The sequence below is a fragment of the Pseudomonas sp. LBUM1660 genome (genome assembly GCF_059695935.1).
In genome coordinates this window covers 3,797,537-3,810,772 of sequence record NZ_CP166795.1, presented here as the reverse complement: position 1 = coordinate 3,810,772, position 13,236 = coordinate 3,797,537, and the positions used below count along the sequence as shown (strand labels likewise).

Genomic DNA, 13,236 nt, shown 5'->3' with positions numbered 1-13,236 from the left:
CGGCCTGACTCAGAGCATATCCACTACGAATTGATTGGCTTGCCGGGCCTCCGACCGCACCACCATCCAGATTCCGACCCCGGACACCGCCATGCCTGACACCATTTGCCAAGACAACGGTTCGTTGAACATGGCCCAGGCCCACAGCATCGTAACGGGCGGGCTCAGGTACAAGACGCTGGTGACTCGGGTGGCGCTCGCGCGGCGCAGGCATACCCAGTAAAGCCCATAGCCGCCTAGCGTAGACAATCCCACGGTCCACAGTATGCTCAGGGCAAACCCCGTACTGGGTATCGGCGCGAGGCTACCTTGCGTGCCCTCGATCAGGGCGAATGCAAAACTCGACACACAACATTGCAGCCACAGGTTGGGCAGCAGGTCCAGTGATTCAGCGGCGGGTAGGTGCTTCTGCCAGAGTGTCGCGACGGCGAGCGAAAGGGTGCCGAGCACCGGCAGGCCATACACCCAGAGTGGTGCATGGCCCCACGCCAGTGCGCCAAGCGTCACCACCACAACCCCGACCAGGCCGACGCCCAGTCCTGCCCAGACTTGCCAGTGCAGTTTTTGCCCAAGCACCCCAACGGCCAGGAGCGCGACAGCCATCGGCAGCAGGTTGGCGAACATCGCGGCAAGGCCCGCCGGTACGCCCAGGGCGATGCCTTGTATGACGCCGGCCAGATAGCCGGCCATGGCCAGAAGACCGATACCGGCATTTTTCAGTAACACGGCCGGTGAGGCTTGCCGCAATTGCCTGGCGACGAAAGGCAACAGGATCAGCGTGACCACGACGCAGCGCCAAAACACCACCAACAACGCGGGCGCGTAGTCGATCGAGAATCGCGCGCCGACAAACCCGGAACTCCAGGTCATAATCAATGCCGCCTCGAGCAGCGGCAGTGGCATCGTCCGGCGCCAGGCAGGGGTGGCTTGTTGGTGACAGGGCATCGGTGTGTGCTGATTCATTGCCACAGGCTACGAAATCAGCCTAATCTAATAAATCAAAATAAAGTGCAGCAGTCATTCACGATGAGTAAACCATGACGGCGATACTCGATATCGAGCTGGTACGCACGTTTCATGCGGTGGCGCGGGTTGGGAAATTCAGCGCGGCGGCCGAGCAGCTCCATAAAAGCCCGGCGGCTGTGAGTGTGCACATCCAGCGGCTTGAGGCGGTAGCCGGGGGCCGTTTGCTGAATCGCGACAATCAGTCAGTGTCCCTGACCGCGCTGGGCAAGCGTTTGCTCTTGTCGACGACAGAACTGCTGAGCACCCATGACCGGGTGTTGGCCGACCTGCATGGCACCCATTTGGCGGGACGCATTACCCTTGGTGTCCCCGACGAATACGCCGCCCATGTGATCCGCGACATCCTGCCGACGTTCGCCGCAGCCTGGCCCAACGTGGTGCTGGAGTTGAAGACAGCGCCAAGCGACTCGCTGCGTGATCAAGTCCAACGTGGAAAGCTTCAGACCGCTGTGATTGCCCAACCCAAGGGGCAACTGACTGCGCAGGCGCAAATTCTTGTCGCTACCACCCCTGTCTGGGTGGGGCCGGCAAACAAAGCGCTGACCTCGACGGATCCGCTGCCACTGGCCGTGCATGCGGCACAATGTCCTTATCGGCAAGCCATGATGGCGTCACTCAAACAAAGCGGCCGCAGGCTGCGCGTGGTGTTGGAAAGTCCGTCCAACCAAGCCGTCAGCGCCTGCGTGGAGGCCGGTCTGGCGATCAGTCTGATAGACCGCGCCCGCGTGACAGAAAAAATGCAGATCCTCGACGGTTTGCCCGTCATCGCGGAGCATGCGGTCGTGTTTATCCGATCGCTGTCTTCAGAATCCGATGAAGCGGTGAATCTGCTCTCTCATGCCATGCAACAACACTTTCGGCTTTAGTCCGTGAGCAAGGGAAACTGTCTGGCCCAATCGCCTCTTGTTGAATGGCATTGCGGGCAAAGCTGCACTACCGTGTAGTTGTAAGCGCTCGTGCCGCAGTCCTGTTCTAGTTGAGAGGTAGGTTTTATGAACAACATCATCTACATCGTCGGGTTAGTGGTGGTCGTCGTGGTTGTCCTGTCGTTCCTCGGCTTTGCATAGGTTTCAATGCCTGCACTCCGCCAACACCACTTGGCAGGTGTTCGGCGTGCCACCGGATCGGCCGGCATAGCGGATGCAATTATCCAGGGATTTTTTGCGCGCCATGCTCAAGGTGGTGCCCCAGGCCAGACCACCCTCGCCGGCGGTGGGGAGCGCTTTGGCATAGCAGGCCGAGCCTACGCTTGAGGTTGCATAGCGAGCGGTGGAAGCTTTGTCAGAACATCCCGGGATCAGCGCCAGGCTGATGGCGAGCAGGGAGGGTATGACCCATGACGAGCATTGGCGCGCTGTTTCAACGGTCATCCCATTTCCCCTGTATCAAGAGGCTGCAGGCGTGATTGCGGTCGTGCTCTATTCAGATTAGACGGTGTTGGGCCTGGGCTTGTATCGGTTTCAAAATGCAGCGAGTTTCATAGCGTTAATTCCCCAGCTTTTGCTTGAGTTCGGCCTCACTCCACACGCCGCTGAGCGGGCCGCCCGGCAAACCTTCATTGGCTCGCGACAGCGGGAACAGCACCGGTACAAATCCGGCGTCGCGGACCAGCCGCGCACCGACATCCCGGGCCTGGGCATCGTCGGCGAAAACAGGAATCGCCTTGTCTTTGCCCGACAGGTCTTTCATTGAGGCGAAGCCAATGGCGTTGAACGCCCGCGCCAGGTGCACTCCGGGCAGATATTGCCGGTCCGCCGAGGCGACACCCAGATCCAGCGCCTTTCGCCCGACGTCCCCGTCGCGGCCACTGAAGGGGTTGCTGGTGCTGAACAGTACTTTGCCGTCCAGCTTGCCCTTAAGCTGCTCGGACAGCACCGGCATTGCGCCGTAGGGAACACTCAATACGATCACATCGCCCCATGTAGCGGCATCGCCGACCGTGCCGGCCCGAGCGTTGGGGCCAGCCGTCTTGACCAGGTCCGCCAGCTCTTCGGGGTGGCGTGATGAAAACATCACCGAGTGCCCGGCCTTTACCCATAGCGTGCCAAGCGTACCGCCGACCTTGCCGGCGCCGATCACGCCGATATTGAGGGTGTCTGCCATCGCCTGGCTGGTGCACAGGACCAGGCCGGCGAGCATCAGAGAGAATATTCTGGACATGCACTGGGCTCCTCGGTAGGAAAACGGGTTCGTTTTGCGTGGTTGACCTGAAACTCGCCACGTTCGCTGGCTGCCTGACCATCGATTGCTCGGAATAATCATGCGAAACGCCTCGTTGGTCAGTGAAACGGCTATATCAAGCGCGTTAATCAGCACGTAGATCAACGTTATTATCGAATACGCTTTTCGCGATTAGGCAATGAATGCGCAGACAGGAAGAATAATCATCAGGACATCCAGGGCTCCCCAAAGTGCTACCGGCGATACCTGAAAGAAAATGACATTCACGAAGAGCCCGAGGACAAGAAAAGTCGACAGGGATAGAAGTGCGTAGCGGCCATCCTGTTCGAAGTAAAGGCGAAGCCCGTTTTGCTCGTCCTCACTTCGACTGGGAAGCAATAACGCGGCAGATACGAAAAGCGATAGCGCCAACAGAACGAGCAGTAGAAATTCCGCAAACGAAAAGGTCACTTTTATCGAAGGCAGCGCGTTGACGGCCCACCAGAATTCCAGCTGTGTCGTAACAGCATGATGGCCCAGACCAGCGCGACCCAATCAGGTGCAGCGGCGCGGCGGATGCGGAACACCGTCAACACACCCAGAAGAAGGCGAGTGACGGAGAGCCCCAATATCATCGAGAGTACCGTGGCAACGATTGGGAAGTTGCTCATGACACCTCCTGGTAATTTACGGTACCAACAGACAGTCCTGGGAAGAGGGCAGCTACTGACTGTGCGCAACCGCCGCCAATTGTTCGGTATCCACGCGAACAAAAACGGAGTCTCCAACCGCCGTAAGCACGTCCCCGGCGTAGACCTCGCAGATGACGCGTGTTTTGCGCCCGACATCACCTTCCACTCGGGCACGCAGGGTCAGCGATACGCCCATCGGGGTCGGTTTGATGAACTTGATGCCAAGGTTGCCGGTGACGCAATTGATGCGGGGGAGGCTGGCGACTTCGCGGTTTTCCGTCCGGTAGTGCCAGGCCATCGCCGTCCAGTTTGAATGACAGTCCACCAGCATCGCGATCAATCCGCCGTACACCAGATCCGGCCAGCCGCAATACATGGGATCAGGCATGTGTTCGGCCATGACATGCACGCCATCTTCATCCCAGAAACTCTTGATGTGAAGCCCGTGCGGATTGCTGCTGCCGCAGCCATAACAAACGCCTTCAGGCGCGGCGGTGTCTTGCAGGGAGGTGTCGAGACTGGACATAACGGGGGTTCCTCAAACAGATGGACCAAACCCCTTGGATTTTAACGCTGCAATCGGGGCGCGGTCACTTGGGTAATCCGTCAGTGCTCCTGACAACCGCCGTGCTGTTACGCAAGGTCAACTTGAACGGCAACACCACATGCCGCTGTTCGATCGGTTTCTTCTCGATCAGCGCGATCAACATCTCGACGGCTTTCTGGCCAAAAGTTTCGGCCGGTTGCGAGATGGTTGTCAGGGGCGGGTCGCAGTACGCCGCGAAGGGGATGTCGTCGAAGCCGACCAATGAAATATCCTCCGGGACGCGCAAGCCCTGTTGCTTGATGCGTTTCAACGCACCGATAGCCATTTCATCGTTTTCGCAAAACAACGCGGTGGGACGGTCGGGCAGTTCCAGCATGGCGGCGGCGCCGTCATGACCGGCCTTCAGACTGAAATCGCCATGGCAGATCAGCGCGGCATCCGACGTGATACCGGCCTGTTGCAGGGCGTCCTGATAACCGGCCACGCGATCGCGGGTCAGCGGGCTGCTCTTCGGGCCTTTGATCAGGCCGATCCGGCGGTGGCCCAGGTCGATCAAGTGTTCGGTCATGGCCTTGGCGGCCGCGCGGTTGTCGAGACTGATGGTGGGATGACGGCCGCCCTGAATCACCTCGCAGGCATTGACGATCGGCGGTAATTCGGCGCTGGGGAAGGGCGCTTCGAAAGGGTCATAGGCGCGCAACTGGATCACGCCATCGGCCTGATGGGCATACACCAATTCGGCAAATTCCCGTTCGATTTCCTCGCGACCCTGGGTGTCGCACAGCAACAGCCGATACCCGGCGAGTTGGGCGGCTTGTTGCGCGCCGCTGATCACCTTGGCGAAAAAAGTGTTGGCGATGGTCGGTACCAGAATCACCAGGTTGCCGGTTCTGCGCGAGCGAAATTGCACTGCCATCTGGTTCGGTCGATAACCGGCTTTTTCCACGGCGGCGTTGACCTTGTCGCGCGTGTCGGGGAGCACGCGCTCAGGCGACTTCAGCGTTCGGGACACCGTGGCGACGGAGACGCCGGCCAGCCTGGCTACTTCGCGGATATTGGACAAGACCACCTCGTTATCGAACTGTGCAGGGGCGAGCTTAACGCAGGTCGGCCCACCCCTGAAATGTTCGTAGCGATTCATCCGGGGTTTGACACCTGGTCAAACAGGGCCTAAATTTCCGTCACGATGTAACCGGTTACATCGGCTTTCGGATGCATTCCTGAAAAGCCGCCGGAAGCCGCCTCAAACAGAGAAGCGTTGCGATGAGTGTTGCCGTGAAAAAAATAAGAATGGGCTTTGTCGGTGGTGGGGAGGGCGCTTTCATCGGTCAGGCCCACCGTCAGGCCGCCGGGCTCGATGGCCGTTTTGAATTGGTGTGTGGCGCGTTCAGTCGCGACGCCCGCAACAATCAGGACACCGGCGCAGCGCTGGGGTTGTGCGCTTCGCGTTGCTACAGCGACTGGCGGCAGATGCTGGAGGCCGAGCGCGCGCTGCCGGCCGATCAGCGCATGGAGATGCTGATCATTGTCACCCCCAATCACCTGCACGCCCCGATTGCCAGCCAGGCGCTGAGTGCGGGATTTCATGTGTTCAGTGAAAAACCGGCGGCGTTGAATCTGGCCGAGTTGCTGCCACTCAAGGCTGTGCTTGAGCGCAGCGATCGCCTCTATGGTCTGGCTCACACATACCTGGGTTATCCGATGGTCTGGCAGGCGCGGCAGATGGTTCGCGATGGCGTAATCGGCACTGTGCGCAAGGTGATTGTCGAGTACCCCCAGGGTTGGCTGAGCGAGGATGTGGCGGGGCAGGGCAACAAGCAGGCCGGCTGGCGCGACCTCCCTGAGCAGTCCGGGTTGGGCGGCTGCATCGGTGATATCGGCACCCATGCCTTTTCATTGGCCGAATTCGTGGCGGACCAACCCATCCAGCACCTGTGCGCGATGTTGAATACCCATATTGCCAGTCGGCAACTGGACGACGACGCCGCGATGCTGTTCAAGATGGCCGACGGCGCGAGCGGTGTGTTGATTGCCAGCCAGGTCTGCGCGGGTGAGGAGAACCCGTTGAAGATCCGCGTCTACGGCGAAAAGGGCGGCCTGGAATGGCGTCAGGAAGAACCGTCGAGCCTGATCCATCGTTCCCAGGATCAACCGATGCGCGTGCTGCGTTCCGGTGTCGGCCAACCCTGGTTGTGCGACGCCGCGACCCGGCGCATGCGTCTGCCTGCCGGGCATCCCGAGGGGTATCTGGAAGCCATGGCTAATCTCTACGGCGATTTCGCCAACGCGATTCGCAGCAACGTCGACGGCCACGCGGCCCCCGGCGTACCGGGTATCGACGTCGGGCTGCGCGGCATGGCCTTCATCGAAACCGTGATTGCCAACCATCGTGGTGACGCGAAATGGACCGAACTGGTCTGCCCTCAATGAGCCCGGAGCATTCACCCGTGAAACTTACTTCCCAAGCAGGCCTGCGCGGCCCGGGGATTTTCCTCGCGCAGTTCATGTCCGCCGAAGCACCCTTCGACACACTGGCCAATATTGCCCAGTGGGCGGCGTCGCAAGGCTACAAAGCCATCCAGTTGCCGACCCTGGGCACGCAATACATCGACCTGGCCCGCGCCGCCGAAAGTCAGGATTACTGCGACGAATTGAAGGCTGTCTGCGCCCAGGCGGGCGTCGAGATCAGCGAGTTGTCGACGCACCTGCAAGGCCAACTGGTGGCGGTGCATCCGGCGTTCGACGCCTTGTTCGACGACTTTGCCCCCGCGCACCTACGCGGCCAGCCGCAGGCGCGGACCGAATGGGCCATCGAGCAATTGAAGCTGGCGGCCCGTGCCAGTCAGCGCCTGGGTTTGAAGGCCCACGCAACCTTTTCCGGTGCGCTGCTGTGGCCGTATGTCTACCCCTGGCCGCAACGTCCCAGCGGCTTGGTCGATCAAGGCTTTGCCGAACTGGCGAAACGCTGGTTGCCGATTCTTGATTGCTTCGAGGAGGCCGGTGTCGACCTGTGCTACGAAATCCACCCCGGTGAAGACCTGCACGACGGCGCCTCGTTCGAGCGTTTTCTGGAAGCGGTGGATCACCATCCGCGCGCCGCGATTTTGTATGACCCCAGCCATCTGCTGCTCCAGCAAATGGACTACCTGGGTTTCATCGATCGCTACCACGCGCGCATTCGCATGTTTCACGTCAAAGACGCCGAGTTCCGGCCCGATGCGCGCTCGGGTGTCTACGGCGGTTACCAGGGTTGGGTTGAGCGGCCGGGGCGTTTCCGTTCCCTGGGCGATGGCCAGATCGACTTCAAATCGATCTTCAGCAAATTGACCCAATACGACTTCAGTGGTTGGGCCGTGCTTGAGTGGGAGTGTTGCCTGAAGGACTCCGCCCAGGGCGCCGCAGAAGGGGCGGCGTTCATCGCGCAGCACATGATCACCAAGACGCAGAAGGCCTTCGACGATTTCGCCAGCGTGCAGTCGGACGAAGGTTTCAATCGACGATTGCTGGGGTTGCCCGACGCCTGAATACGATGTTTTTCGCTCCTCTCTCCAACAAAAAAAACAATAAGACGGTGACTGTTATGTCGACGATGACCGCGCGCCTGAGCGCCATGATGTTCCTGCAATTTTTTATCTGGGGCGGATGGTTCGTCACCCTCGGTACGTTCCTCGCCAGTAACCTGGGTGCCAGCGGCGGGCAGATCGGCATGGCGTTCTCGACCCAGTCCTGGGGCGCGATCATCGCGCCCTTTGTGATCGGCTTGATCGCCGACCGTTTCTTCAACGCCGAGCGCATCCTCGCGGTGCTGCACTTGGTGGGGGCCGTGTTGCTGTATCAGCTGTATCGAGCGCCGGACTTCAGTACGTTTTACCCGTTTGTGCTGGCGTACATGATGGTCTACATGCCGACCTTGGCATTGGTGAATTCAGTGGCGTTCCGGCAGATGAGCGACCCGGCCCTCGAGTTCTCCCGCATCCGCGTGTGGGGCACCATCGGCTGGATCGTGGCCGGTGTGGTGATCAGCTTTGTGTTTGCCTGGGATTCCCAGGCCCTGATTTCGTCAGGCGGGCTGCGCAACACCTTTCTGATGTCGGCGATGGCCTCTCTGGTGCTCGGCCTGTACAGCTTCACCCTGCCGCGCACCGCGCCATTGAAACCCGAAGAGGGCCGCAGCGGCCTTAAACAAGTGCTCGGGCTGGATGCATTGAGTTTGCTGAAGGACCGCAGTTACCTGGTGTTCTTCATCGCCTCCATTCTGATCTGCATTCCGCTGGCGTTTTATTACCAGAATGCCAATCCGTTTCTGGCGGAGATCGGCGTGACCAACCCGACGGCGAAAATGGCCATCGGACAGGTCTCCGAAGTGCTGTTCATGCTGCTTCTGCCGCTGTTCATTCACCGCTTCGGCATCAAGATTGCGCTCTTGGTGGGGATGTTGGCGTGGGCCTTACGGTATTTGCTGTTCGCCTACGGTAACAATGGCGACCTGGCGTTCATGCTGTTTACCGGCATCGCCTTGCACGGTATCTGCTACGACTTCTTCTTCGTGTCCGGCCAGATTTACACCGACGCCAAAGCACCGGAGCGTTTCAGAAGCTCGGCCCAAGGGCTCATTACTTTGGCGACCTACGGCCTGGGCATGCTGATCGGGTTCTGGGTCGCAGGGCAGGTGACCGACCACTATGCGCTGACGGGCAGCCATGACTGGAAGCGCATCTGGTTGTTTCCGGCGGGGTTCGCTCTCGCGATATTTTTCTGCTTTGCGCTGGCGTTCAAGGGGCGGCAGGCCGCGGTTGTTCAATCAATCGTCTGAACAGCACCTTGCCCGCATTCGGCGATCAACAGCAACGACTGCGGCACCGGACTTTGCGGGTGCTGCGGTTCTTGCAGGACGGCCAGCCGAAAGCCGGCCATGTCCAGCGCGTTCAGCCAGCTGGACAAGGTGCGGAAGTACCACGGCATGGGTTGCCACTGGCCCTTGAACCCGACGAAGGTCTCTTCCCGCCAGCCATCCTGATAGTCGCCCGCAGCGACAGCCCACGGGTGCAGTGTCTGAATCACCAGCGCACCACCAGGGCGGAGCAGGGCGTTCATGGCGGCGAGCAGCGGAATGATGTCCTGGTGCAACAAGGCGAAGTTGGCGCAGATCAGGTCGTAGTCGCGGCCGATGTCCACCTTCGCCTGCACCAACTCGTCATAGCTCGCCACATGCACCTGCGACGACCCCGACGCCCGCGCCGCCTCGACCAGCGTCGCATCGCCATCCACCCCGACTGCCGTGATGCCTCGTTGAGCCAGCGCGCGCAACAGCCAGCCTTCGCCGCAGCCCAGATCGAGCACGCGCTCGGGTAGGCGGCCCAGCACTGCCAGCAGGATGGCCTGGTCGGTGACCGTGCGGCGGCTTTCGATGGCGCCGCTGCGGATGGCTTCGATCCAGGCATGGGCGTTGTGGTGCCAGCTGTCGAGGAGGGTGGATTCTGAGGCGGCCATGTCGGTGTCTGGCGTTGTGGGTTGGATAGAAGGATAGGACAAGTATCAAGGTTGACTGATTTCTCAGGGGGGCGCCAAACGGGCCGGGTCACCCCCAGCCCGCCAGTCAGGATCAGCTTTGGCAGAACCGAATGCGGTTGCCGAATGGGTCATACACTTCCAGCACTTGCCCCCAACCTTGCTGAACGATATCTGGCCGTCCGTATCCGTAGCGTTTGCCCTGTAATTCGTCGCGCAACAGTTCGATATTGTGCATCGGGACAAATATCGTCGATCCCGGGCTCGCATCGCCATGATGTTCGGAAAGATGGAGCTGCAGACCGTTTCGGCTGATGCCCAGGTACAGCGGCAGATCCGCTTCGAACCGGTGCTCGAATTCGACGCTGAAGCCTAGAAAATCAAGGTAGAACTCTCGCGCCTTGGTTTCGTCAAACATCCGCAATATCGGGATGGCTTTATCGAAGGTAATGGCGTGTTGGTCAGGTTCCTGGGAAAGCATCGCAGACGCGGTGTTCCAGTCCTTGTAGCCCAACTGATGCGCGACCAGTTCAAGCGCGGTTGAGTGAGACGCCGCTTGATTGCGCGCCTCAAGCGAGGCACGCAGCCTCTTGGCCATCTGCTTGGCTTGTTCGATTGAAAACATCGTTCCTCCTGTAGCCAAGGCACTCTGGTGCTCGCGTTGCCAAACCTCGGCTCTCAAGAGATGCGACAGGATTTGGGGGGAGAAGCAATGCTTTCACCTTTCCCTTCGGAAGCGAGCGGCGGGCAGCATCGGCCCGGGGCTGATGATACACAGCGGTCAATGAGTGCGGAAGTCAGGAGCAGGCGAAACGAGAGCATTGGCCTATTCATTAGAAAGCACAACACCGGCGCAAGGCCGGTGTTGTGCTTTCTTCGTGGTGTGCACCTTGGCTGGCGGACAGCCGCGTCACCCACCGGGTGCCTTAGAAGCGGTACTTCGCCGACGCCGTAATGCTGCGCGGTGCGCCGTATGTCAGGGCGCCGTAGGCATCGAAGATGTCGAAGTACTTCTCGTCGGTGACGTTGTTGGCATTCACCTGGCCCGAGAGGTTTTCGGTGAACTCGTAGCGAGCCATCAGGTTGACCAGGGCATAGGCATCCTGCTGGATCTTCTCGGAATTGCCGGCCGGATTGAGGGCGTAGGTGTAGATCGAATCCTGCCAGTTAACCCCGCCGCCGATGGTCAGCTTGTTGAAAGCACCTGGCAGGCGGTAAGTGGTAAAGGTGCGCAGCAACTTGGTCGGGTACAGCGTGTTGACGTCGTCGCCGTTGGCATCTTCGGCCGTGAACTGGGTGTAACCCACCGATGCATTCCAGTCCGTCGCGAGCTCGCCGGAAACTTCCAGCTCGAAACCCTTGCTGGTCGCGCCTTCACTTGCCTCGTAGGCGAAGCCGCCGACCGGGTTTGAAGGATCGATCAGCACGCCGGTGTTCTGGCCCAGATTGTCTTGTTTGATCTGGAAAACCGCCGCGGAGGCGTTCAAGCGGCCACCGAAGTACTCACCCTTGAGGCCCAATTCAGTGCTCTCGCCAACGATCGGCTCCAGTTCCTGGCCACTGCGGTCGCGTACCGATTGCGGCAGGAAAATTTCTGTGTAGCTGGCATACGCCGAGAGGTTGTCGGTGAGGTCGTAGACAATACCTGCATAGGGCGTCAGCTCATGATCGACATCGGTCTTGCTCACTTCCGAGAAGATGTCATCACTGGTCTTCTCGTACCAGCTCTCACGCGCACCAAGGATCACTTTCAAATCGTCGGTCACGTTCAGGCGGGTTGCTGCGTACAGGCCCTTCTGGCGGGTCTCGCTGTAACCGTAGTCGGTCCTCGGGCCCCATACCGGTTCTGCGAAATTACCGTTGTAGGAATCGAAATCGGCGACACCGTCAAAGCCTGTTTGCGCGTCGAGTGAATCGGCGTCGAACTTCTGCTTGCTGTCCACATAGCCGAAGGCCAATTCGTGCTCACGACCCAGGAATGAGAACGGACCATTGAAGCGGATGCCGTAGTCATCCTGGGTGGTCTCGGTCTTGTAGGTCGCCGGGAACGAAAACATCCCGGAGCTGCCGTTCCTGCCTGGGTTGCCGGACAGGTACAGCAGGGAAGAGTCGCCGGTGCGCTCGCCACGGTTGTAGCTCAGATTGACTTGCCAGTCGTTGGCAAAGGTGTGATCAAGATTGACGAAGTAGGTCTCGTAGGTCGTGTCCCACTTGCTCCATTTGGCGGAGGTTGACTTCGAGCGGCTCCAGTTGGTGCGGCCGCCGTCTGCGTACCAGACTGGCAGGCCACCCCACATCGGCGAGTCGGCGTTGCTTTCTTGCCGGCTCAAGCCGAACCAGAGCGTGGTGTCGGGCGTCAGGTCGATATCCATCGTGCCGTAGAGGGTCTGGCGCTTGTTCGAGTTCATATCGATCCACGTGTCGCCCTCGTTGGTCTCCCCGACCAGCCGCGCGCGAACGGTGCCTTCCTCGTTCAGCGCCGTGGACACATCGGCCTCGACACCATAGGTGTCCCAGGTGCCGGCGCTCAGTTCTACAGAACCCTTCAGGTCTTTACTGTTGGCGCGCTTACGCACCATGTTGATGGACGCGGATGGATCGCCGGCACCGGTCATCAGACCGTTGGCGCCGCGTACTACTTCAACGCGGTCATACATGGCCAGGCTGCTGAAAATTTCACCCGAACTCCATGGCTGCTCGTAGATGGTGGGCACGCCATCGATCATCAGCGAGTTGAGTTCAAAACCACGGGCGTTGAACTGCGCCCGGCTGGTCTCGTAGCGGTTGACCGACACACCGGTGGCATTGTTGACCACGTCGAGGATCGTATGCAGATCCTGGTCCTGTATGCGTTGCTGAGTGATGACGCTGACCGACTGCGGCGTCTCCCGCAGCGACATGCTCAACGGCGTGGCCGTGCGTGCCGCCTCAGTCGTGTAGGAGTTGGTGTCTTCGGTGACGGCGCTACGTTCGCGAATGGCCGTCTCAGTGATCGCGATAGGGGCCAAGGTCACAGAGCTTCCAGTCTCCGTCTGCTCAGTCTGCTCCGCCGCCTGCACGATGGGCGCAGTGATGGCGATACCGGCTGCCAGCATGTGCACTGCGAGCGCCAGGGGGCGCAGGGTCGAAGGCAAGCGCGGCGTCACGAAGGTTTGTGTACACGGGGAGATTGGGGCGGTCATGCGGACACTCATTTGGTTTTGCTGTTATTGAGAATCCGTATCATACGCAATAGAAATTGATTCCGTAATGGGATTTATAAGCATATGAGATTTACTATCAAGTGTGCCGCGTCCAGCGTAA

12 protein-coding genes and 1 pseudogene are annotated in these 13,236 nt (G+C 59.8%); 4 read left to right on the top strand and 9 right to left on the bottom strand.

What is annotated here, in order from left to right; all coding sequences use genetic code 11:
• Nucleotides 1-9 precede the first annotated feature (9 nt).
• The gene (locus ACA068_RS17880; protein WP_497303638.1) at nt 10-963 is read right to left on the bottom strand and encodes a DMT family transporter; all 954 of its coding nucleotides are present in this window, start codon (nt 961-963) and stop codon (nt 10-12) included.
• A gap of 74 nt (nt 964-1,037) precedes the next feature.
• On the opposite strand from ACA068_RS17880, the gene ACA068_RS17875 reads away from it, so the two are divergent.
• Nucleotides 1,038-1,892: a LysR family transcriptional regulator gene (locus tag ACA068_RS17875; RefSeq protein WP_497303636.1), complete on the top strand. Its 855-nt coding sequence runs from the start codon at nt 1,038-1,040 to the stop codon at nt 1,890-1,892.
• A 204-nt stretch (nt 1,893-2,096) separates the two neighbouring features.
• On the opposite strand, the gene ACA068_RS17870 is transcribed toward ACA068_RS17875, so the two are convergent.
• From ACA068_RS17870 to ACA068_RS17850, 5 genes and pseudogenes are all read right to left on the bottom strand, one after another.
• Entirely contained in the window at nt 2,097-2,396 is a 300-nt protein-coding gene (locus ACA068_RS17870; protein WP_497303635.1) for a hypothetical protein, read from the bottom strand.
• 115 nt (nt 2,397-2,511) lie between these two features.
• Entirely contained in the window at nt 2,512-3,186 is a 675-nt protein-coding gene (locus tag ACA068_RS17865; RefSeq protein WP_497310621.1) for an NADPH-dependent F420 reductase, read from the bottom strand.
• Nucleotides 3,187-3,300: 114 nt separating this feature from the next.
• Nucleotides 3,301-3,857: pseudogene (locus ACA068_RS17860) on the bottom strand (hypothetical protein); the annotation flags it as partial.
• Between the two features lie 52 nt (nt 3,858-3,909).
• Entirely contained in the window at nt 3,910-4,404 is a 495-nt protein-coding gene (locus ACA068_RS17855) for a PaaI family thioesterase (protein ID WP_497303634.1), read from the bottom strand.
• A 64-nt stretch (nt 4,405-4,468) separates the two neighbouring features.
• Nucleotides 4,469-5,488: a LacI family DNA-binding transcriptional regulator gene (locus ACA068_RS17850; protein ID WP_497303632.1), complete on the bottom strand. Its 1,020-nt coding sequence runs from the start codon at nt 5,486-5,488 to the stop codon at nt 4,469-4,471.
• 227 nt (nt 5,489-5,715) lie between these two features.
• Here ACA068_RS17850 and ACA068_RS17845 point away from each other — a divergent pair, with 227 nt between their 5' ends.
• The 3 genes from ACA068_RS17845 to ACA068_RS17835 are packed head-to-tail and all read left to right on the top strand — an operon-like array spanning nt 5,716 to nt 9,238.
• Nucleotides 5,716-6,855 (top strand): Gfo/Idh/MocA family protein, encoded by a 1,140-nt coding sequence (locus tag ACA068_RS17845; RefSeq protein ID WP_497310620.1) that lies wholly within the window; start codon nt 5,716-5,718, stop codon nt 6,853-6,855.
• Complete coding sequence (locus ACA068_RS17840; protein WP_497310619.1) at nt 6,852-7,949, top strand: sugar phosphate isomerase/epimerase family protein; 1,098 nt, start codon at nt 6,852-6,854, stop codon at nt 7,947-7,949. The genes ACA068_RS17845 and ACA068_RS17840 overlap by 4 nt, the downstream gene beginning before the upstream one ends.
• A gap of 56 nt (nt 7,950-8,005) precedes the next feature.
• Nucleotides 8,006-9,238, top strand: a complete 1,233-nt coding sequence (locus tag ACA068_RS17835) for a nucleoside permease (RefSeq protein WP_497303630.1) — start codon at nt 8,006-8,008, stop codon at nt 9,236-9,238.
• On the opposite strand, the gene ACA068_RS17830 is transcribed toward ACA068_RS17835, so the two are convergent.
• From ACA068_RS17830 to ACA068_RS17820, 3 genes are all read right to left on the bottom strand, one after another.
• Nucleotides 9,223-9,915, bottom strand: a complete 693-nt coding sequence (locus ACA068_RS17830; protein WP_497303629.1) for a class I SAM-dependent methyltransferase — start codon at nt 9,913-9,915, stop codon at nt 9,223-9,225. The two genes, ACA068_RS17835 and ACA068_RS17830, sit on opposite strands and share 16 nt — an antisense overlap.
• 112 nt (nt 9,916-10,027) lie before the next feature.
• Nucleotides 10,028-10,558 carry a glyoxalase superfamily protein gene (locus tag ACA068_RS17825; protein WP_497303628.1) on the bottom strand — a complete coding sequence of 177 codons (531 nt, stop codon included), beginning with the start codon at nt 10,556-10,558 and terminating at the stop codon, nt 10,028-10,030.
• Nucleotides 10,559-10,859: 301 nt separating this feature from the next.
• On the bottom strand, nt 10,860-13,115 hold the full coding sequence (locus tag ACA068_RS17820) for a TonB-dependent siderophore receptor (protein ID WP_497303626.1): 2,256 nt from the start codon (nt 13,113-13,115) through the stop codon (nt 10,860-10,862).
• Nucleotides 13,116-13,236 lie beyond the last annotated feature (121 nt).

Coding starts and splice junctions, on each gene's coding strand:
- ACA068_RS17830 (WP_497303629.1), bottom strand. CDS start 9,915: ATGGCCGCCTCAGAATCCACCCTCCTCGACAGCTGGCACCACAACGCC.
- ACA068_RS17880 (WP_497303638.1), bottom strand. CDS start 963: ATGAATCAGCACACACCGATGCCCTGTCACCAACAAGCCACCCCTGCC.
- ACA068_RS17870 (WP_497303635.1), bottom strand. CDS start 2,396: ATGACCGTTGAAACAGCGCGCCAATGCTCGTCATGGGTCATACCCTCC.
- ACA068_RS17825 (WP_497303628.1), bottom strand. CDS start 10,558: ATGTTTTCAATCGAACAAGCCAAGCAGATGGCCAAGAGGCTGCGTGCC.
- ACA068_RS17855 (WP_497303634.1), bottom strand. CDS start 4,404: ATGTCCAGTCTCGACACCTCCCTGCAAGACACCGCCGCGCCTGAAGGC.
- ACA068_RS17875 (WP_497303636.1), top strand. CDS start 1,038: ATGACGGCGATACTCGATATCGAGCTGGTACGCACGTTTCATGCGGTG.
- ACA068_RS17845 (WP_497310620.1), top strand. CDS start 5,716: ATGGGCTTTGTCGGTGGTGGGGAGGGCGCTTTCATCGGTCAGGCCCAC.
- ACA068_RS17820 (WP_497303626.1), bottom strand. CDS start 13,115: ATGACCGCCCCAATCTCCCCGTGTACACAAACCTTCGTGACGCCGCGC.
- ACA068_RS17865 (WP_497310621.1), bottom strand. CDS start 3,186: ATGTCCAGAATATTCTCTCTGATGCTCGCCGGCCTGGTCCTGTGCACC.
- ACA068_RS17840 (WP_497310619.1), top strand. CDS start 6,852: ATGAGCCCGGAGCATTCACCCGTGAAACTTACTTCCCAAGCAGGCCTG.
- ACA068_RS17835 (WP_497303630.1), top strand. CDS start 8,006: ATGTCGACGATGACCGCGCGCCTGAGCGCCATGATGTTCCTGCAATTT.